This window comes from Alkalinema sp. FACHB-956, assembly GCF_014697025.1.
Taxonomy (GTDB): domain Bacteria; phylum Cyanobacteriota; class Cyanobacteriia; order Leptolyngbyales; family Leptolyngbyaceae; genus Alkalinema.
Genome location: NZ_JACJRC010000033.1, coordinates 1 through 20557 on the forward strand (window position 1 = coordinate 1; position 20557 = coordinate 20557).

Consider the following 20557-nt stretch of genomic DNA (forward strand, 5'->3'; position numbering starts at 1 on the left):
CGTCCAATTCGATCGCTTCGATGACTCTGCGTCGAAAATCTTCACTGTAGGGGCGGGCCATGGTCAGCAGGGGGAATTACTCACTTCCCTTCTAGTCTACGTCCTAAGGTCGCTGGCTTTAGCTATAGAGAATGGAAGCGCTTTTTTCTCTCTGAGCAGTCAGCATAACGGCAAAACGCAGCGGCGGCTAGCAACCTCGAACTCTGTACCAGCGGCTTTCGCCCGTCCACTGCCGTGACGTGTTAGGTTGCGGCTACTCTCCCCGACTATGCTTCTGCAAGAAGTTTTCATAATGCTTTCTGAGTGCCTCGCTACTAGGTAATGAAAACGTATCCTTTGGCAAAATGAGCTTCTTGCCCAAAAATTCCTGATAACAGGTTTCAATAAGTTCTGGGGCAACTATTATTTCATAAGTATCTGGCTGAACCGATAGTAAATATAGATCAAATAAAGTGTGTATATCCGCTCTTAGTGGCAACCCATTTGTGATGTGATTAGTTTGAGTACCTTGATAGGGAAAGATATGCGCCGCTTCTATTGCTGGTTCTGCATCACAGCCAGAAATAGCGCACCGACCAGCATAAGCAGTAAGTAGCTTACGACGAAACTCAGATTGCCCTTGCCGTTGCACAATAGAAGCTGTGACTCTTCTTCTTGCATCCTCTAGATTCTCAACATTAAAGTATCCTTCTGCTTCAATTCTTTGTCGCTCGTCTTGCAACTCCGCTAGGTCATCCTGGTTCTCAAGCCGATTACTCCAAAACTCGTTTAGACGACGTTTATGTCTGCCTTGCTGAAACTCTACACTACGAGTACGGGAAATTGGTGAATTTAGAATTTTGGTGGATGCGTTTGAGTAAGACAACCAAAATTCAGAACTTTCAAGCAAGACACTAACATCTGTAACATCATCTAGATGTGCCCAAGTAAGAGGATCATACTTTTGCGTGGATTTAACGGGCTTATAATCAACTTTAGGAATGACTACTGGGTTTTGGTCTAAAAGCACCCAAATACCATAATCAGGATTAGACAGATTGATTGCAGCCAAAAATATGCCACCCACCACTAAGCTCACTGTTTGTTCATGAACTCCAAACCACGCTTCGTCTGGATGTTGCGTATGTTCAAAAACCAGATCAAAAAATCTTACTAAATCCCTACTTAGGGTGTTAGGTAGTTTTCGATGTTTTGCGACCCATTGCTCTATGTCACTTTGCCAAGACAAAGGGTCAATGCCCCTTACGCTTTTGTAATGTCGGGCAAACAGTTCAAAAATCTGATTGATCTCATCTACTGACCTCTCACCAAAACGTACTCCTGTCCGATAGCCCAAGTTACGCCAAGTTAGTCTTTGAAGAGTGATTGGTGAATAAACCTGTTGGCGAATAACTGCATCTTCCCAACCTGATTTAAATTGTCCTCTACGGAGATTATCTGGATACTTGCGAATATCCTTCTCATATTCAATTTCTGAGATGATTTGTTCGCACTCTTGAACATCAAGCACCACCGGACAACCTCTCGCTATGTCCTCACCGATATTTTAAGCAACCTAACGCAAAGTTCACCTGCTGTGGGTTGATTTTGCTGAAACCAGTTTAGCATTGCCAGTCAGGTGCGACGATCGGTTAGGTGGGGCTAATCATGAACTTTTTCTAGATTTTTTGCCGGAAAACGACTGCCGACGGAACAACCTGAAAAGCAGATCGAACGTTGCATCACACAGATGAGTGAGAAAATACCCGATCGCTCTCAACAACCCCGATCGCTGCTTTCGCGGATGGGATTCTGGGCCAACGAGCCGATCGCTTTTGCAACACCCCGTGAGGTACCTACAGTCTGCCAGATGAATAAACTTGTAGGTCACCTCAGCTTCATCGTTACCGTTAACGCAGCCGTTCACGACTCAATAGATCGAACGATTGGTAATCACAAATATGCTTGTCCTAACGATTTTAGCTACCGTTATAATTTTGCCGATCGCCCTACGACATTGCCAAATATTACGGGATTGCAAAATTTTGAAATACGGTTGACAGAACCTTCGTTTGTCCGTAGGCTTGTTTCTCATAGCTGAGTACAACCGTGTTAAACACCCCGATTGAAATCAGCTTAAGCTCCCGAAAATTAAGGCGCTACCCAACGTTGCTGGTAACAACAGAGGGCAGCTAAACCCCCAAGCTGATCTAGGCAGCTAGGCGGTCTGACACGGATTGTAACATTCGATCGGGCCACCCTACTTGTCCTGCGCAAAAGGGTGGCTTTAATTTTTGGGGTTTCTTCCCGTCTCTACAATCAGGAGAAATCCCATGTTTACTGGCTTCGGCGGCAGCGATCGCCCAGAGAATTCGATCGACGATTCCCGCAGACCCTTCCAAATTTACCTCCTCGGCACCCGCGAAGAAATCCAATCCACGATCAACCAACTGCAAGTCGTGCGGTTTTGTGAACGGATTCGTTGGAGTCCACCCATTCCCGTCCTTGGTTCCGATTGGAAATACATCAGCATGATGGAACGCGATCGGACGTTGGAGTAGCGGCGATCGACGAGTTGTCCTAAGGAGAGGCAAAACCGGGATTCAGAATCAGTGATTTGTTGACTGCAAATACTGAAGACAATTCCGGTTTTGATGAAAAAACAATCAATTGTCTATGCAGAATAGAATGTCAACGGCAATGATTGTGACAACCTGAATCAGACTATTTTGCTTAAGAATTCATTAAGCAGGTATAACCGCTTGTTACCTAATAGCATCAACACTTGTATCGTTTTCTTGACGCTACAAACAAGTATTTCTTCAGCAGGATGCAAACCTGGTTGGCCAATTTTTATTATCGACAGTAAATCATAGAAATTTAGATTTCTATGCATATGTGATTAGCCTCTATCACATTATGACAATCCCAATGATAATCCCAAAGTTTTTGAGGAGACGCCTCATCCAGCCTGACTAATCAACATTCTGCGCCGTCGAATTTAGGGCACCTAACAATTGAATCCCTAAAAATTGTGATTCCAGTGGCATGCGATCGCGTTTTTGAGGGGTTTGATGGGTTGCCTGTGATTTTTTATTGGAGATTTAACGGCTGTCAAACTTGATTTCCAAGACGGGTGAGGTTCTTTAGGGGGCACTCAATTGTTTGTTCAGAATTGTTTGTTCAGGGTTAACTATGTTGCAAAGCGGATTGAAATGGCTACGTCATCGACTAGTCGCGGTATTAACTTATCCTGGAATTCTCCTCAGCCTTTTGATGTGGTTCTGTTTGAGCCTATTTGCACCCACAGCTCTTGCCACAGCTCTTGCCAAGGATCAATTGCTGACGCCTATAGCAGCTCCATCACTCAACAGCACACCCGCTGAAACTCCCCTCACCCTACGTGAACCAGCGCCTGTCCAACTCGCCCAAGCAAACATCTGCGCTAATCTCGACACCAGTGCCTACTATCGCATCACCCCACGCCATAGCGGTAAGGCGATCGATGTCTATGGGGGGCAGACCAGTAATGGTGCAGCACTGATCCAATGGCCCTACCAAGGCGGTGCCAACCAACAATGGCAATTGAAGCGCCTAACCGATGGCTACTACACCATCAACGCTCGCCACAGCCAAAAAAGTGCCGATGTGACCGGAGCGAGCCGCGATAATGGGGCGAAATTAATTCAATGGCAAAACACCAACAGTGACAGTCAGCGCTGGTGTTTTCAACCGACCGGAGATGGCTACTATCGCATCCTTGCCAAACATAGCCAAAAGGCGATCGATGTCCCCGGTGCCAGCCAAAACAACGGGGTTCAACTGATTCAATGGCAAGCTCACACGGGAACCAATCAACAATGGCAACTCACCCCCGTTGCAGCGATCCCCGCAGTTCCCAGTCCCGCCACCCAAGGACAATGGAGTAGCCGCATTGCCTTCCCCTCGATTCCCGTCGCGGCAGCCCTGCTCCCCAATGGCAAAGTGGTCACTTGGTCTTCCTTTGACCGCAATACGTTCGTTGGCAATCAAGGCCCGCAGCAAACCTATACAGCCATCTTTGATCCCCAGACCAACCAAGTCCAGGAAAACCTGGTGACCAACACCAACCACGACATGTTCTGTCCTGGGACTGCCCTGTTGGGAGATGGTCGGTTATTGGTGAATGGAGGCGGCCCCACGGTCACAACCACCAGTATTTTTGACGGGCAAACCAATCAGTGGAATCGATCGGCAGATATGGCCCAGCGGCGTTGGTACAACACCTCCGTCACCCTACCCAACGGCGAAGTCTTCACGTTAGGTGGCAACCGCACCTCTGGCCTAGACGGGCGAGGTGAAATTTGGAATCTCACTCAGGGTTGGCGGACGCTGACCGGTGCGATCATGACTCCCTTTTACAGTGGGAATCCGCTCAACCGCGCCGAAGAACATCCCCACCTGATCGTAGCGCCCAATGGCAAACTGTTTGGGGCTGGCCCTACCCCCAACCTGCAGTGGCTGGATCTGGGTGGCAGTGGGTCTTACCAAGCTGCTGGCCAGCGGGGCAACGATATCTTTAACCAAAACGGCGTCTATGTCATGTACGACGTAGGGAAAGTCCTATCCGCTGGGGGCAATCCCAATTACGACGGCGCAAACTCTGAGACGACTGCCTCGAGCAGTGCTGCTTACACGATCGATATCAATAACAATCAAGCCACGGTTCAACAAGTCCCCTCCATGCGTTATCCCCGCGCCTATGGCAACGGTGTTGTACTCCCCGATGGGAAGGTCTTGATGGTCGGTGGGCTGAATAACGGCAAAGCCTTTAGTGACAATGGTGCAATCCTCGCCGCAGAAATGTTCAATCCCAGCACCAATAGTTGGTCAACCATGGCCAGTATGGCGACACCCCGCACCTATCACTCCGTTGCGTTACTGCTACCCGATGGGCGCGTGTTAGCTGGCGGTGGCGGATTATGCGGGAGTTGTAGCGTCAATCATGCGGATGCTGAAATTTATAGTCCACCCTATTTATTTAATGGCAGCCGTCCCACGATTACCAGTGCACCAGCAGCCGTGGGTTACAGCCAAAATTTTACGGTTCAGGCCAGTAGCGATGTCACGGAGTTCACCCTGGTTCGATCGTCGTCCGTCACCCACAGCATTAATACCGATCAGCGCTTTAAGCGAGTCAGCTTTACAGGCAGTGGGGGCAATTACACCTTAAACTTGAATTCGAATGCTAACGTGACGCCTCCCGGTTACTACATGTTATTTGCCTTGAATAGTCGGGGTGTGCCCAGTGTATCCAAAATCATTCGTGTAGGCTAGGAGGCCCGGTGATGAAAAAACAGATATCCCTGATCGGATTAGCCATCATTTCTCTACTCATTGTGCTGTTTGTCCATCTGTGGCAACCGACTCCGAGTTACAGTACCGAGTCCGATCGCGCAATGATGTTCCCGAACACCCAGGTAGCCGCACCCGCACCGTCTGCACCCGCTGAAACCCTTGCTCAAGAACAAGTTAGTCAGATTGCTCAGAATCGTGGGGAGGATTCTCCCTGTTTCTATCGCAAGCCAGACGGAACGGTTGTGGATTTACGCAAGATTTGTCGAGAAACGGATAACGGCGTCATGCCGTCTGGAGCCGTTCCCGGCAACAGTAATGCTGCCATGACCCATAGATTGACGAACCCAGCTATGCAAATTACCCCTGCCAACGATCCAGGGGTTTTGTATCTTTCCAATAGTGGGGATCCGGCCCCGATCGCCGCTGCCAGCGCAACTGAATGGCAACCACGCCGATAGATCTTGCAGCCGCTTGCTAGTGCACGGTCTAGGTCACTGAACGGTCGGTGCAGCGTGCAGACCACTCACACGCGACCGACCCATTTTTCGAACTGCAAGTCCTACTTCTTGCGCAACACAACCCCCCAGATGCCAGCCAGTAGCAGCCAGCCCATCAGGTTAATCCGCGCATCAAAAATCGGCACATCAAATAAACTAAACACACTACAGGCTGCGAACGTTAATACAATGGAAAACATCGCATAATGATCATTCCAAGAATGTTGTGATTCCCTTACCCACATCACCCCCTTAAACATCACCCAGCCAATCAGGGAATAAAAAACTAACGTTGCAGGAATTCCCATCTCTGCCGCTAGCATTAACGGTAAATTATGGGGATGACCAATGTAGTAGTTCATTGCCGCTTCGTACATGGGCGTAAAGTTGCGCAATCCCCACCCTGTTAAAGGCCGCTGCTGAATCATCGACCAAGCAAACTTCCATTGGGTTGTTCGTAGTGACGCGATCGGTCGATCGAGGAACAACTCATCATTAATTCTGGCCCAGATCATCCGAGGCACGATCGCCCGAAACCAATCCCTTAACGGCGGTGGCGCATAGGCCGCTTCCAACACCGCCACCACCACCCAAGTTGCGACCCCCAAGACCCAACGCCAGCCCACGTAAACGGCATACAACACACAGGCTGCCAAGGCAATTCCCCAGGCGTTGCGAGAATTGGTTAAAAACAGCGCTACGCCGTCTAGGGCTACGATCGCGCCTAATCCGAGAATAGATAGCCAACGTTGCCAACCCCGATCGCGCCGGGTAAAGAGGGTCTCCACCCACAACCCCAGGGACAACGTAAACGTCATGACAAAATAGCTCGCCAGCACCGTCGCGTAGTAGAACAACGACGACATGCGGCCTTCCGGGCGACCCCCTTGATGCACCAGCCAATCCAGAATAACCCCATCGGAATCCGCTCCATTGGGATTTTCTACGGTCAGCAACTTAAGATGGAAATGCCAATCCCAAAACAGTTGTCCTAACCCAACGACCGCGATCGCGATCGAGGGCAAGACCATCAACCAAGCCATGCGCCGCAGTTGTCCCGGAAATTCAATCAACCGACTATGGGCAACAAAAACGATGAAAAAGGGGAGAAAGTTAAACAACCCTGGTAACGAATAGCCCTTGTACTGGGCAAACAGGGCAATAATGATCATCCAAACACCCAGCATCAGCAGGACTTGGTTGACCAAATTCTGCACCAATTGGTTGGCGTACCTTGCCCAAAGGACAAAGGAATTAATCAGGAGCGTGACGCCCCCCAGCAGGGTGCTAAACGGTAGCAGAACCAAGCCAAGCTGTGTAACGTACCAGTGGCGACGAAGATTAGGATCGGGATGGGGTTGAAAAAGCATTGCACCATTTTAGGGCGCAGGCGGTTCGGTTTAATAGATGGCTGCATGAGGTGCAGGCGGAATTATGAACTGTAGGCCATCACCATCCCCCCGTCATCGTTACCCCGCGTCAGGCGAATTTGAGCCAAGGTAAAAATGGTCGGAATAATGCGGGCATAGTTCGTAGAAATGCTGCGCCAGCCCAGATCTGCCAAAAACCAAGCCCACATCGCAGGCCCCAGGAACGAAAAAGCCGTTCTCACGGTACCGTAGCGGGCGGCATTCATGGCCATGCCGTACTGGGCCATTCGCATCGTCACCTGGGTCTGCAAGTGGGAAACGGTCGCTAAGCCCCCGGCGGCCAGTGTGGAATTGGCTACTTGGTAGCGGGCAACATGGAGGGCAAACTGACGGGCAATCAGTTGCAGCAACAAGGGCTTAACCACGGAACTGAGGGCGATCGCACTGCCCCCTTTGATCACCAAACTCATGGGATCCTTTTGGAGCGCTTGGGGTAAGCGATCGAGTAAACTCGTGTGGGAGAGCGATCGCTGTACCCGCTTGCTCAAGCTCACCTGTTCCGCCTCGGGGAGCTTCTTCCAAGCACGGTTGAGCAAGTGCAGAAAAATCTCGGCTTCCAGTTCCATGGTGGTCATGGCAGCTTGGTAGGGCAGACGCAGGTAACGGCAGACTTGCAGTAAGGCTTGACGATAACTGACATGGTGGGTTTTGCGCTGGAGAACCGTCATGCCATCTGCCGCTAAAAACCGAAACCGATTTTCCAACTCATCCATCCAATCCTCCCGATCGAGGGCTTGAATATCTAATGGATCCGTTTTGTTCAGGTAGTCGATCGGATTAAACTTGGGACGAAACAAGATTTCAGTTAGTTCGCACAGTTCTTCCTCAGTTGCCAACTCCAAAGCCGCCCGTAGCTCGTCCACTGGTCTACTCCTCCCACGGATGGAACGCTGAGCATTATTCTAGCGAAGGTTGTTTTCGCTGCGGTAAGGAGGCTGCAACTGCAACCCGTCACAGCCCCTCCAGAGTGGGCGGGCCAGCCAGTCAGGACTCCGGGGACTGGGGCGGCTGCATCGGGGCGAGAACCGTCCGCTCAAAGCCCTGGAGCGTTTCACGGGTGCCCACAACCAACAGCCGATCGCCCACTTGCAGGCAAGTTTCTCCGGTGGGGTAGCGGAGGACTTGATTCTGGCGATCGATGGCCATGATTGTAGCTCCTGTATGGCGGCGAATATTGCTCTGGGCTAGGGTTTGACCCACGATCGAGCAGTTGTCACTCAGGGTATACCATTGGTGGTTCAACCCCGAAACCATCGTCTCTAAGTCAGTCCAGCCCCAATAATCTGCCCGTGCAGGCAGAATGTCCCGATACCGACCGTTGCGATAGCGATTGACGGTCTGCTGAACCGCTTGGGGAGTGGTGCCCAATTTGAGCAGCATATGGGCTCCCATTTCCAACGCGGCTTCAAATTCAGGTTGGACGACTTCATTCGCCCCCAGTTGATAGAAGGATTCGATTTCTTCGTTAATGTGGGCTCGTACTGTAACATCCAAATCCGGCACCAGGCTTAAAGCCCGAGCGATCGTCAACCGAGTCGCGATCGGATCGGGCAGGGTAATCGCCATGGATTTGGCCTGGGGGAGGTGGGCTTTTTCCAGAATTAACGGACTGGACGCATCCCCAAACAGATAGGGGATCCCTTGCTGGCGGAGGCTGCCCAGCGCAGACTCATTGTTGTCAATCACTAACAAAGCATGGCCTTGGAAGTACAGCATCCGCACCAGCGTTTGGCCAACCCTGCCATAGCCAGCCACCACAATGTGATCCTTCAGGTCTGCCGCAGCACCCACGATTTGGGGTTCAGGCTGCACGGTCAGGGCATTGAACCAAGGGGATTGCTCTAAATAACGCAACCCGATCGGCGCTATTTTCAACATAAAGGGAGCCATCAACAAAGTCACCGCTGTGGTTCCCACGGTTAAGCCATACAGGTCTTCGGAAAACAGGCCCTGACTTTTGGCAACCCCGGCTAGGACAAAGGAAAACTCTCCAATTTGGTTAATCCCAAAGCCCACGGTGATGGCCGTTTTCAGGGAATACCGAAAGCCAACAATGATGGCAATGACGATCGCGGCTTTGCCTAGCATGACGACGGTAACCAATCCCAACAGGGTGACGGCATGGGCAAGCAGAAACCTGGGATCAATCAACAAGCCAATGGAGGCAAAAAAGAGGGTGGCAAAGACATCCCGCATCGGCAAGACCCGATCGAGGGCATGATCGGCATATTCGATATTGGAAATCATCAAACCTGCGACAAACGCACCCATCGCAGTTCCCAACCCCAGGGTATGGGTCAGGTTGGCGATCCCAAGACATAACACCAACAAGCTCAAGAGAAACAGTTCTGAGGATCCCGTGCGCACAATTTTCTGGATTATGGGAGGCAGGCTCCATTTACCCACGATCGCGGAGACCGTCAGGAAGAGGAGGACTTTGAGAATGGCCGCAGCGATCGAGATACCAATGGTTTGTTGGGGGTAGCTCAGGGTGGGCAAAATGGCCAGCATAATGCCCAAACTTAAATCCTGCACAATCAAAATGGCTAACATAATTTGACCGAAACTTGTTTGAATTTCGTTACGTTCGATCAAACTTTTGAGCACCACAGCGGTGGACGAGAGGGAAAGCACTGCACCCAGAAATAGGGCCTGCGGGATGCTCTCCACCCAACCCGTGAGATAGGCTAAGCCACCGCCCAAGAGAATGGTGCCGAAAATTTGCAGACTCCCACCCCCGAGGGCGATCGTCCGCATCCGCAGCAAATCCCGCAGGGAGAACTCCACCCCCAGCGCAAACAGCAACAGAGCCACCCCAATCTCAGCAAGCACCTGAATATCGCCCGATTGGCCCACCCACTGGAGTCCCGCCGGCCCTACCACAATTCCACTGATTAAATACCCCAGTAAGACCGGTTGACGTAGGCGATGGGTGATGGCCCCTCCAAGGGTCGCAGCCCCTAGGACAACCACCATTTCTCCAATCAGGTCTAGTTGATTCGCCATACTGTCATCCACCCCATCCGATCGAAGCCCAATAGAGTCACCTTACACTGTGTTGCCTCACACCATGCCCCCTGATGCAGCGTCATCTTACTACCGTGTCCCCGTCCATTTCGAGAACAATACCACAATCGCTTTAACGATCTAGCGAATCTATAAGCCAGGATCTGAATGTTGAATTTTATTTCTATTTTCCATTGTTTATTTTGTCATTTTATTGATTCTCCAATGTATTTCTATTGTGATTGAGTTATAGAATCCATGGGAGATCTTCTTAAGTTGTTAGTCGTTTCACCATTAGGATGACAACCATGCTTTGCGCCCATATTCCTCGTTAGGGGGGGGGGTACCCACAGACTGCGAAACGACCTATACAACCTGCGGGATACCTAGACTTCAACTGTTAACGCTGACATTCATGACTCAATCGGAATGCCTATACTGCAACTATTAACGCTGGCGTTCTCGGCTGAGGATGCTGATGTATTGTCCGTCCGAATGCACGATCGGCATCGGCTGACTCCAGTGAATCCTGTCTGCAATCCGATGGCTATGCAATTGATTAATCGTGTCTTGAATGAATTCTTGATGACCGATTAAGTGAATCTGCAAGCGTTGTTTCTCATGTTGAACTTCACGATCGCTCCGATCGCTAGAACCTTTCGCCATAATGTGAGCTTCTCCTTGTTGAAGTGAATCCCATCCCTACCGCAAATGACACCCTTTTCACTGGTGAGAAGGGCCGGGGATGAGGGTCTAAAGAAGCCCAAAAATTTAGAGCCACCCCGTTTGACATCACAAACAAGAGTGGCTCGGTCAGATGCTAAAATCCTCATCAAGCCTCCTTGCTGTGCACTCAGCGAGGGGGAATAGCTACTTGGGGTTGTCCTACCAATCCCGAGTAGTGCCCTAAATTTTTAGGATCCAAGCGACTCCATGCTTCATACCAACCCATCTCACGAAAGAAGGATGTCCATGGCGATCGCTATGACAGAATACACTACGGAGAAAGGAGCACCCTGTCAATCCCACTTTACAAAACTGCTTAATTTGTATTTTTTGTTGATGCAGAATTTTAGCGCAGTACTCCAGAAAATCCGGTAGCCCCCTCAGCCTTGCAAAAAACACCCATCGAGGAATCCAAAATTACGATCGATCGTAAAGATTGAACCTCAATAGATTGGCAATCTTAGAAACGCTGAGTCAATTGATCTAAATCACTAAAAAAAGCGTTAAAACACTAAAAAGGATTACAAACTACTTTAGAAATTAAACTAACTACAATCTATTCAAAAAATCCCAAGAAACGCTGAACACTTCTTACTAAAAACAATTTCAAACCACTCAATACAACCAAAATAAGAACAGTTTTTACAACAGGCTAGACATTACTTAAGAAATCCCCCGTTCTTCCACCTGCTTAACAAAAAACTCTTCTAAACTAGGCCGTGCCAGCGCGATCGACACCAATTGCGCTTGGATTAACCGCAGACTCGCAATAAAGTCCTGCGGATCACCCTTGAGATAACCCACCCAAAACCCATCCTGAAAATGCAAACCCGCCAACCGTTGCTGCAAAATTTCCGGGTTTCCCCCCTTCACCTTCACCAAATACCGCTTCGCTTCCCCCAACAACTCCTGCATCGAACCTTCGCAGATTAATTCACCCCGATCGAGAATCCCCACCCGATCGCAAATCTTTTCCACATCCGACAGCACATGGCTATTAAAGAAAATCGTCTTACCTTCCCGCTTCAAAGAAACAATAATCTCGCGGATCTGGTAGCGACCCAGCGGATCTAACCCCGACATCGGCTCATCCAAAAACACCAAATCAGGATTATTGATCAACGCCTGCGCCAACCCAATTCGCTGCAACATCCCCTTGGAATAACGCCGCAGTTGCTTCTTCTTCGCATCTTTCTGGGACAGCCCCACCAAATCCAACAGTTCTGGAATCCGCTTTTTCTGCACAGAGCCAGAAAGCTGAAACAGCCCCGCCGTAAATTGCAGAATTTCCCACCCCGTAAGGTAATCGTAAAAGTAAGGATTCTCCGGCAGATAACCCACCCTTTGTTTAATCCGCCGATCGCCGATCGGCTGACCCAGCAACATCGCACTCCCCTTGCTAGGCCGCACAATCCCCAACAACGTCTTCAGCAGCGTCGTCTTACCCGCGCCATTTTGCCCCAGCAGCCCAAAGGTCTCCCCCTGGTACACCGTTAAATCCACATGCTGAAGCGATCGCACCCGCTGCACTAGCCAAAATCCCGCCCGATAGGTTTTGCAGAGATTTTGGGTTTGGATGACGATCGAAGGTTCCTCAACAGCTCTTACAGCGGAATCAGTCATGGCTTCCTAGGCAATGCACTTATGGAATGCTACTCGAAAAATGCTACTCGAAAAAGGTGACCCAGAGTTGCTTGAACGTAACGCCACGTCAAACGTAACGCCACTCAAATATGCCATGCTACTCGAAGATAGCCCTCCGCGCTACACTAAGCCATGTAGACCTTTCTTCAATCCCGACCCCGATCGCAATGGAACGCCCTAAGCTAACCGCTATTTTGACAGGAGTCATTTCCTTAATCCTCGGTTTTATTTACCTCGTCGTGGTGCAGTTCCTAGACGCCCGCGAAATGGTACCCGCCCCGATCGGATTTTTATTCGGCCAGTAAATTCCAGCCACCGAGGGCAATAGCCCAGCCCTTTTCAGGCTATTAGCCCCCGCAACGGCATTCTTTCCCGACAGCATTCCTTCCCAACCGCAGTACCTCTCAACGGCATTCCTTCCGTAGCCCTTCTGGAGTCAGTCTATGGTGACCGTCTCTCAGCCATCACTCACCACTCCCCCTCTGGAAAATGGTGATCATTTATCTCGCAGTGAGTTTGAGCAGCGCTATCAGGCCATGGCCCAACACTGCAAAGCAGAGTTAATTGAAGGCATTACGGAGGATGACCATGAGTATGATTATGTGGAAGGTGCGCCAGAACTCGTTGTGGAAATTGCAGCGAGTAGTGCCTCCTACGACCTCCACAGCAAAAAACAAGTGTATTGCCGGAATGGCGTGCAGGAATATCTGGTTTGGCGGGTTTTAGATCAGGCTTTGGATTGGTTTGTGTTGAGCAATGGCGATTATGTGCCGCTATTGGCCGATGCAGACAGCATTCTCAGAAGCCAAATTTTTCCAGGACTGTGGTTAGCAGAAACCGATTTATTATCAGGAAATCTCGCGAGGGTCGTTTCGGTCTTACAACTTGGTCGGTCTTACAACTTGGTTTGAACTCGTCAGAATACCAAGCTTTTCAGCAGTCCCTGATTGTAGATTAACCCCATGGGAGTTCGACAGATCTTTGCTGCGCAGCAGCCCCGACGATCGCGCAATACCACAAATTCATCGAACTAACGTTAACGCTGCCATTCATCCCGATCCTCAGGGGAGTCCGCAGGCAGTTCTTCTTGGAGAATCGGCGAGTCTTCCAGTTCCGCCTCCAGCTTCAACGGACGCACCACCCGATCGATCGCGTCTTTGACAAACTCCCGGACAAACTCATCGCGGCGATTCAGTTCAAACTGCCGTTGCACCACTTCCGCCATGCCCCCATCGCCCCAATCCTGATCCTGCCGGAAATATTCAATAAAACTCCGCCCCGCAATGCGCGTCAGATAGGCCGCACTAATCCCCTGCACCGCCCGCCCAATAATCAAGCCAGCCACGCTCACCTGCAACACCGTCGCAATCAGCGTAATCGCCCCTTTGACAATTCCTAAACTAACCAACGTTTTTCCCAGGGACAGCGCCAACTCCCGACTGCGATCGCGGTTAATTTCGCAGCCGTAAACCTTGCCAATTTCCACAACCATTTGGGCATTCACCGCCGCCGTCGCCAGCAAATCCACCACCGGAACCGGCGTCACCGCAATCACCCCTGCGCCAATCCATTGGAAGCGATCGACAATTTTTTCCGCCTGACTGCGCCGCTGGGCATCCAGGAGCCGTCGCGCATCCGCCCCCAACCGTTGCGACTGGAGCAAAATATTATCCGCCAGCAGGTCATCCCCCTCCGCCCGCAGCACCGCCGCCATATGGCGAATCAGTGGCATCACATCCGGATCCGGTCGCACCCGTTCTCCCGTATCCATCAAAACTTCCGGCGGATTGGCCGACACCGCAATCACATCCGTCCCCGCGATCGTCCCGCGCACCCGCTCTTTCAATTGATCTAGAATCAGCCGTTGATTTTCTGCCGTGTAAAGATCAGATTTGTTGAAAATCAGGATCGATCGCTTACCCATGGCGGCCAGCATTTGCAAGGGTTCGTATTCCGACTGGCGCAGATCGTTATCTACGACAAACAGCAATAGATCAGCTTCCGTTGCCAGTTTTTTCGCCAGCGCTTCCCGTTCCGTTCCCGCAATTCCCGCCTCCAAGATTCCCGGCGTATCCATAATCAGGATTTCCCGTTCCACCCCCTTCAACGCTAGACGGTAAGTCTCTCCCACTTCCGTCGTGCCCATGGTTGCGCCCACTTGCCCCACCATCCGGCCAATCAGCGCATTAATCAAAGAGGTTTTACCCGCCGATCCCGTCCCAAACACCACCACCATGAGTGCGCCCCGAGCCAGGTTGCGCTCAATTTCCCGCGATCGCTCCAGCAATTCCCGCTTGGTAATTTCGTCTTGAATTTGATCCAGTTGTTGTTGGATGGCTTTGATATTTTCCAGGGCAGCTTCCGCTTTGTCCGTTGGCACCTTGGGCGGAATGCGTTTAGCCGATCGTCGAGCGGTTTGACGCTGCGGCACAATCAGCAGGTAATAGACAAACGTCCCAATTAACACCCCCAGCAACAGGATCAGCAACCCCAACAGCACGGTCGCCAATACCGGAGAAAAGGCCAGTTGAGTAGCTAATTGGTTCAGCGAAGCCACCAGCCAAATCATCATGCTAAGAATGACGATCGTGCCAATGGTAAGCGCAAGTAAACGGGGCAAAGGCATGGGTTAGCAGGGGCTTGCGAATAATTTGGGCTGTGTCACAACCACAAGACAGAATGATCGTCCTGTCATCTTGACCAGCGATCCTTAAATGTTAACGATCAAACGTCTGCTCTTTCCAACAACAGTCGATACAATCCAGAGGGAATTCTCTCTAGCAATTCATTTTGAGCAGTTTATGAGTTTATTTGACCAAATTTTGGGTGCGATCGAAAATCCCAATCAGCAAGGCTCCCCTGACCAGCTAGGCTCCATTCTCGGCACAGTGCAACAACTGGCAGGACAAACCGGGATGGATCAACAGACTAGCCAAATGGTCATGTCCATGGTGGGCGGCTACGTGCGATCGGCACTCCAAGACCAGCAAGCCACCCAAGGCTCGGATGCGGTACAGGCCACAGTCAATCAGTTAAGCGGAACTTCTGCGGATCCCCAAGCTCTCTCCACGCTATTCTCACCAGCCATGCAACAACAGATTGCCACGGCCATTGGCGATCGCACCGGATTGGATCCCAACCTCATCCAAGGCATTCTGCCCACCCTGGTACCGGTTGTCCTCAATGTCCTGCAAACTGGAGCAAGTACCCAAGGCATGGCCACGGGAAATAACCCCCTTCTCAGTCTGTTTCTAGACTCCAATCAAGATGGTGACGTGGATATTGGAGATGCCATGAATCTAGCCGCAAAATTTCTGAACTAGGGGTAGCAACTTTATGACAGCAGGAACCATGGACTCAGCAGGCGGCTTAACTAGCAGGCTGAATCCATGGCACAGAACGCTTAATAGCGTAGACACCCAATAGCATAGAAATATGAGACAGCGAGCTGTTGGGGTAGCAATTTCTAACTCACCCCAACAGACACCCTGACCCAAGTCTGAGAATAGTTGAAAAATTCCCCCAAAATCACTTCACCCATCTCCCTTGAATTTACGAAATGGGTGGCCTCTTCTGGTATTCTAAAGTTCCAATACTGAATTACCGTCTAGGTTCCTTGGGCTTCGCTTTATTCACTTTGAGCTCTCGACCCAGCCATTCAGCCCCATCTAGAGCGTCGATCGCAGAGTCTTCTTCTGCATCGCTACTGAGGTCTACGAAGGCAAAGCCCCGTTTTCGACCCGTTTCTCGATCCATCGGCAGACTGATTCGTGATACAGTGCCGTACTCTGCAAAAACTTCTTTAATATCGTCTTCAGTTGCCTGAAAAGACAGATTGCCAACGTAGATAGTCACGATACTCTCCGTATCCGTCTTGAGGTTTCAAGGTCGATATTTTGCTAACGCAGCCTGCATGCAAGACAAAGGCTCGACAGTAGGCCGGTTCGTAGCACAATTACAGACCCTATATCTCTATAGTTGTAAGACATTATAACTGACCTGCTCAGGTGGGCGTATTACACTTTTCAAGGGCTTTTATCTCAGAATCTTTAACTTTATAGAAATAAATTCTTGTGAGTGTGTCATTAGATACCTAATTGTTTCTAAACACCCCTGAATTGTTTCTGAACAACAATGTTCTAGGCTGGGTCCCAGGCCGGGTTCTAGGCCGTCATGGAATGGACGAATTCTATGGGGATTCCGGACGCACCAAAGCGGCGATCGGGCCATCCTCATCTGGTCAGAATCTGGTTAGAACAGAGCTTTCATAACAGGTTTGTAGATAGTCCCAAGCCTCCCTCAACTCAGACCTACCACCAGTATCTTGAACAACTCAGTAAAAGTCCTGACTTAACATTCACTTAACCTTTTCCAGATCTTCTGTCAGACTTTCAAATCATAACTAGCCAGAACTGCTTAAGTTTTGGCAATATTGCTGATACATTTGGATAAGAACCAAATTTGTTTCCTAGATTACAAGAAGTTTAAGAAATGGTTGGGAAGGCCCGAATTGCGTTCCTGGCCTAGCTCTGAATCATCACGAATCGATCGTGCTTACGAGCTAAAATCCCTAAAAAAATTCCTAAGCATTTTAAATTTTCCCCTGACCAGGATTCCTCAGTGGATCCCAAGTAAATCATTGTAAAGTCGCTTCCATATTGGCATGGCGTCTTTTCGGTCCTGTTGCGGGATTTTTGACCCGACTCAAGGGAGCTCAAAAATCTGTGGAATTCCACGTTGTCAGGATTTGCCAACAGTTCACCCACGCATTCTCTAGATATTACTTTGGCCTTAACCTAGCCTTTAAGGTTGGCCTGTAGTGTAAGTAAGTAATTTGCGATACCAATCATTTTCCTGAGTTATGTTTTTGTCCCGTTCGATGGTTCGTTGGGTAGCCCCCGCTTCCCTGTGCGCATTAACCCTGAGTCTGACTGCCTGTGGCGGAGGTCAAGCACCTTCTTCAGGGCCTTCCGCAGCCACGAGTGCTCCCCCGGCTGCTGGTGGTGCTGGGTTAGCCATCAAAGGTGCAGGCGCAACCGCTCCCTATCCTCTCTATCAAAAGTGGTTTGATGAGTTCTCCAAAGCCAACGGGATTCAAATTGGGTATGAATCCGTGGGGAGTGGGGCTGGAGTCAAGCAGTTCCTCGCAGAAACCGTAGACTTTGGTGCAACGGACTCTGCTTTGAAGGATGACGAGCGAGCAAAGTTTCCTGCTAAGCGTGGGAAAGCCATTCAAGTGCCGACCACGGGTTTGTTTGTGGTATTTGCCTACAACCTTGATGGGGTTGATAACCTGAAGCTCTCCCGAGACTCTTTCTGCGGCATTGTGGATGGTTCCATCAAGACTTGGAACGATGCCAAAATTGCCAAGGATAATGCGGGTGTGAATCTGCCTGCGGATCCTATCACCTGGGTGCACCGTTCCGACGGCAGCGGTACGACATCCGTCTTCACGAAGCACATTGAAAAAGCTTGCCCCAACTGGAAAGCTGGATCCGGCAAGTCGGTGGAATGGCCGACGGGAACCGGAGCCAAGGGGAACGAAGGGGTCACAGCCCAGATCCAGCAGACCAAAGGCGCGATCGGCTACACCGAATTTTCCTACGCTAAGGAAAACAATCTGAAGATGGCGGCCCTACAGAACAAAGCTGGTGAATTCATTACCCCCACCCCCGATGCGGCAGCTAAGGCGCTCACGGGTGTTAAAATCCCAGAGGATTTTGCAGTGTCTGTACCCGATCCGGAAGCAAAAGAAGCTTATCCGATCGTGAGCCTGACCTGGTTGCTCTTGTACGAAAACTATCCCGATGCAGCCAAAGTGGATGCCCTCAAGAACTTTATGAAGTGGGCGATGAAGGATGGTAAAGCCGCAGCAACTGACCTGGGCTACATTCCCCTGCCCGATGAAGTAGCTACCAAGGTCTTAGCGACTGTTGATGGCATCAAAGCGGCTCAATAGAGTTTTTCGATAGAGCTTTGCTAGGGCTGTAAATGTTCGATATCAGTTCGTTTCCTCACACTCCTTGCTTATTATTTCCTCCTGATTAGATATGGCATTGTCCAATCAACAAGTGTCCGAAATCAAACGCGCGCGATCGCCCTTGGCTCGACAACTTGACAACGGGTTTGTCTGGCTGACGGGGTTGTTTGCAGTGGGGGTCGCCCTCGTGCTGGTGGCCATTGCGATTCGGGTGGGCTGGGAAGCGCTACCTGCCATCCAGCAGTTTGGAGTTGGCTTTCTAACCTCCTCCCGTTGGGATCCCGTTGAAGACATCTATGGTGCCCTACCGCAAATTTACGGAACGTTGGTCAGTTCGCTGATTGCTTTGTTGATTGCGATGCCGATCGGGATTGGGGTGGCAATTTTTCTCAGTGAAGATTTCCTACCGAACAAAATTCAACGTCCGATCGTCTTCATGGTGGAATTGTTGGCGGCCATTCCCAGTGTTGTCTACGGCCTGTGGGGCATTTTTGTCCTGATTCCCATCCTGCGAAACATGGGTGTGGCACTGAATGCAGGGCTGGGCTGGATTCCCTTGTTTAGTACGCGACCTACCGGGCCAGGTATGTATGTCGCGGGCGTGATTCTAGCCATTATGATTTTGCCGATCATTGCAGCCATTTCCCGCGATGCCCTCGTTGCGGTGCCCCCTGAACTGCGGCAAGCTTCCTATGGCCTAGGGGCAACCCGCTGGGAAACCTTGTTCAAAGTGATTTTGCCCGCCGCGTTTTCTGGAATTGTTGGCGGCATCATGCTGGCGATGGGTCGGGCCATGGGGGAAACCATGGCAACCACCATGGTGATTGGTAACGCCAATAAAATTAATCCTTCACTTTTTGACCAAGGCTCCACGATCGCCTCATTGCTGGCCAATCAATTCGCAGAGGCCAGTGGACTGCAAATCTCTTCACTGATGTATGCAGCCTTTGTCCTCTTTTTAATCACATTAATTGTCAATGTCCTCGCAGAACTCGTCGTTCGTCGGGTTCGGATGAAGGTTTAGTGGTACCCGTCCTATCCTGATGCACAGAGTTTTTCTATGAGCGACAGTCAACCCTTTATCTCCCGTAGCCTCCACCGCAACCCTTGGGCTCCCCGCACGCTATTTTCCAACGTTATGACGGGTTTAGCGATCGCCTGTGCTGTCATTGCGATTGTTCCGCTGGTTGCCGTGTTGTTATATGTCCTCATTAATGGCGTATCTCGCTTAGACTTAAATTTATTTACCCAAGTCCAACCCCCGCCTCGAGTCCTCAATGGGGGGCTCGGGAATGCCTTACAGGGAACCCTTTACACGGTGGGAATTGCCACCCTATTGGCAGTCCCCTTTGGTGTGATGGCGGCGGTCTTCCTCTCCGAATTTGTTCGGGATACCCGGTTGGCGCGATGGATTGGATTTGCTACCAATGTATTAAGTGGTGTGCCGTCCATTGTGGCAGGAACCTTTATCTACAGCGCGATCGTTCTGACAACGAAAACGTTTTCGGCATTCTCGGGAGGGGTCGCTCTGGCCATTTTGATGCTGCCGGTGATCGTGCGGACGGCCACAGAAGCCTTGGAATTGGTACCCAGTGAACTGCGGCAAGCAGCGGTGGGGTTGGGAGCAACCCGATTTCAAACCGTCGCCGGGGTTGTGCTACCCGCAGCCTTACCGGGAATTATCACTGGGGTCATGCTCTCGGTCGCACGGGCCGCTGGGGAAACGGCTCCTGTCCTATTTACTGCCTTGGGTTGGCCGACTTGGATCCAAAATATTTGGCAGCAGACCAATACGCTTTCTTTGTTGGTGTATAAGTTTGCAACCGCCCCCTATCCCAACCAGCAGCAACTAGCCTGGGCTGGATCACTGTTACTGGTTCTGCTAGTGTTGGTGACTAATATCCTTGCGAGATTTTTTATCCGTCGGAAGATTTGATGTCCTCTGGATTTCACGGAAC

18 protein-coding genes are annotated in these 20557 nt (G+C 50.5%); 10 read left to right on the plus strand and 8 right to left on the minus strand.

The window, feature by feature from the left end:
• On the plus strand, positions 1-238 hold a 238-nt coding region (locus tag H6G21_RS25530; protein WP_206755619.1), incomplete at its 5' end, for a hypothetical protein.
• Positions 239-253: 15 nt separating this feature from the next.
• Here H6G21_RS25530 and H6G21_RS26380 read toward each other — a convergent pair.
• Entirely contained in the window at positions 254-1513 is a 1260-nt protein-coding gene (locus H6G21_RS26380) for an HNH endonuclease (protein WP_190576127.1), read from the minus strand.
• A 799-nt stretch (positions 1514-2312) separates the two neighbouring features.
• Here H6G21_RS26380 and H6G21_RS22235 point away from each other — a divergent pair.
• The 3 genes from H6G21_RS22235 to H6G21_RS22245 all read left to right on the plus strand — a co-directional run bounded on the left by H6G21_RS22235 (position 2313) and on the right by H6G21_RS22245 (position 5774).
• Positions 2313-2540, plus strand: a complete 228-nt coding sequence (locus tag H6G21_RS22235; RefSeq protein WP_190576129.1) for a hypothetical protein — start codon at positions 2313-2315, stop codon at positions 2538-2540.
• Between the two features lie 634 nt (positions 2541-3174).
• Positions 3175-5295, plus strand: coding sequence for an RICIN domain-containing protein (locus H6G21_RS22240; protein ID WP_190576131.1), 2121 nt, complete (start codon positions 3175-3177; stop codon positions 5293-5295).
• Positions 5296-5306: 11 nt separating this feature from the next.
• On the plus strand, positions 5307-5774 hold the full coding sequence (locus H6G21_RS22245; protein WP_190576133.1) for a hypothetical protein: 468 nt from the start codon (positions 5307-5309) through the stop codon (positions 5772-5774).
• 101 nt (positions 5775-5875) lie between these two features.
• Here the strand turns inward: H6G21_RS22245 and H6G21_RS22250 are convergent, their stop codons facing one another.
• The 5 genes from H6G21_RS22250 to H6G21_RS22270 all read right to left on the minus strand — a co-directional run bounded on the left by H6G21_RS22250 (position 5876) and on the right by H6G21_RS22270 (position 12598).
• Positions 5876-7183, minus strand: a complete 1308-nt coding sequence (locus H6G21_RS22250; protein ID WP_190576134.1) for an O-antigen ligase family protein — start codon at positions 7181-7183, stop codon at positions 5876-5878.
• A 62-nt stretch (positions 7184-7245) separates the two neighbouring features.
• The gene (locus H6G21_RS22255) at positions 7246-8106 is read right to left on the minus strand and encodes a hypothetical protein (protein ID WP_190576136.1); all 861 of its coding nucleotides are present in this window, start codon (positions 8104-8106) and stop codon (positions 7246-7248) included.
• Between the two features lie 121 nt (positions 8107-8227).
• Positions 8228-10249: a cation:proton antiporter gene (locus H6G21_RS22260; RefSeq protein ID WP_190576138.1), complete on the minus strand. Its 2022-nt coding sequence runs from the start codon at positions 10247-10249 to the stop codon at positions 8228-8230.
• Positions 10250-10696: 447 nt separating this feature from the next.
• Positions 10697-10915 carry a hypothetical protein gene (locus tag H6G21_RS22265; RefSeq protein ID WP_190576140.1) on the minus strand — a complete coding sequence of 73 codons (219 nt, stop codon included), beginning with the start codon at positions 10913-10915 and terminating at the stop codon, positions 10697-10699.
• A gap of 723 nt (positions 10916-11638) precedes the next feature.
• Positions 11639-12598: an ABC transporter ATP-binding protein gene (locus H6G21_RS22270; RefSeq protein ID WP_190576141.1), complete on the minus strand. Its 960-nt coding sequence runs from the start codon at positions 12596-12598 to the stop codon at positions 11639-11641.
• A 188-nt stretch (positions 12599-12786) separates the two neighbouring features.
• On the opposite strand from H6G21_RS22270, the gene H6G21_RS22275 reads away from it, so the two are divergent.
• Both H6G21_RS22275 and H6G21_RS22280 read left to right on the plus strand, forming a co-directional pair.
• Positions 12787-12924 carry a hypothetical protein gene (locus H6G21_RS22275; RefSeq protein WP_190576142.1) on the plus strand — a complete coding sequence of 46 codons (138 nt, stop codon included), beginning with the start codon at positions 12787-12789 and terminating at the stop codon, positions 12922-12924.
• Between the two features lie 138 nt (positions 12925-13062).
• Positions 13063-13530 carry a Uma2 family endonuclease gene (locus tag H6G21_RS22280; protein ID WP_190576144.1) on the plus strand — a complete coding sequence of 156 codons (468 nt, stop codon included), beginning with the start codon at positions 13063-13065 and terminating at the stop codon, positions 13528-13530.
• A 125-nt stretch (positions 13531-13655) separates the two neighbouring features.
• On the opposite strand, the gene H6G21_RS22285 is transcribed toward H6G21_RS22280, so the two are convergent.
• The gene (locus H6G21_RS22285) at positions 13656-15245 is read right to left on the minus strand and encodes a GTP-binding protein (protein WP_190576146.1); all 1590 of its coding nucleotides are present in this window, start codon (positions 15243-15245) and stop codon (positions 13656-13658) included.
• Between the two features lie 175 nt (positions 15246-15420).
• Here H6G21_RS22285 and H6G21_RS22290 point away from each other — a divergent pair, with 175 nt between their 5' ends.
• Positions 15421-15942, plus strand: coding sequence for a DUF937 domain-containing protein (locus tag H6G21_RS22290; RefSeq protein ID WP_190576148.1), 522 nt, complete (start codon positions 15421-15423; stop codon positions 15940-15942).
• A 277-nt stretch (positions 15943-16219) separates the two neighbouring features.
• Here the strand turns inward: H6G21_RS22290 and H6G21_RS22295 are convergent, their stop codons facing one another.
• On the minus strand, positions 16220-16474 hold the full coding sequence (locus H6G21_RS22295) for an RNA-binding protein (RefSeq protein WP_190576150.1): 255 nt from the start codon (positions 16472-16474) through the stop codon (positions 16220-16222).
• 1012 nt (positions 16475-17486) lie between these two features.
• Between H6G21_RS22295 and pstS the strand changes: the two genes are divergently transcribed.
• The 3 genes from pstS to pstA all read left to right on the plus strand — a co-directional run bounded on the left by pstS (position 17487) and on the right by pstA (position 20535).
• The gene (pstS, locus tag H6G21_RS22300) at positions 17487-18578 is read left to right on the plus strand and encodes a phosphate ABC transporter substrate-binding protein PstS (protein WP_242042005.1); all 1092 of its coding nucleotides are present in this window, start codon (positions 17487-17489) and stop codon (positions 18576-18578) included.
• A 91-nt stretch (positions 18579-18669) separates the two neighbouring features.
• Positions 18670-19623 carry a phosphate ABC transporter permease subunit PstC gene (gene pstC, locus H6G21_RS22305; RefSeq protein ID WP_190576152.1) on the plus strand — a complete coding sequence of 318 codons (954 nt, stop codon included), beginning with the start codon at positions 18670-18672 and terminating at the stop codon, positions 19621-19623.
• 36 nt (positions 19624-19659) lie between these two features.
• Complete coding sequence (pstA, locus tag H6G21_RS22310; protein ID WP_190576154.1) at positions 19660-20535, plus strand: phosphate ABC transporter permease PstA; 876 nt, start codon at positions 19660-19662, stop codon at positions 20533-20535.
• Positions 20536-20557: the final 22 nt, after the last annotated feature.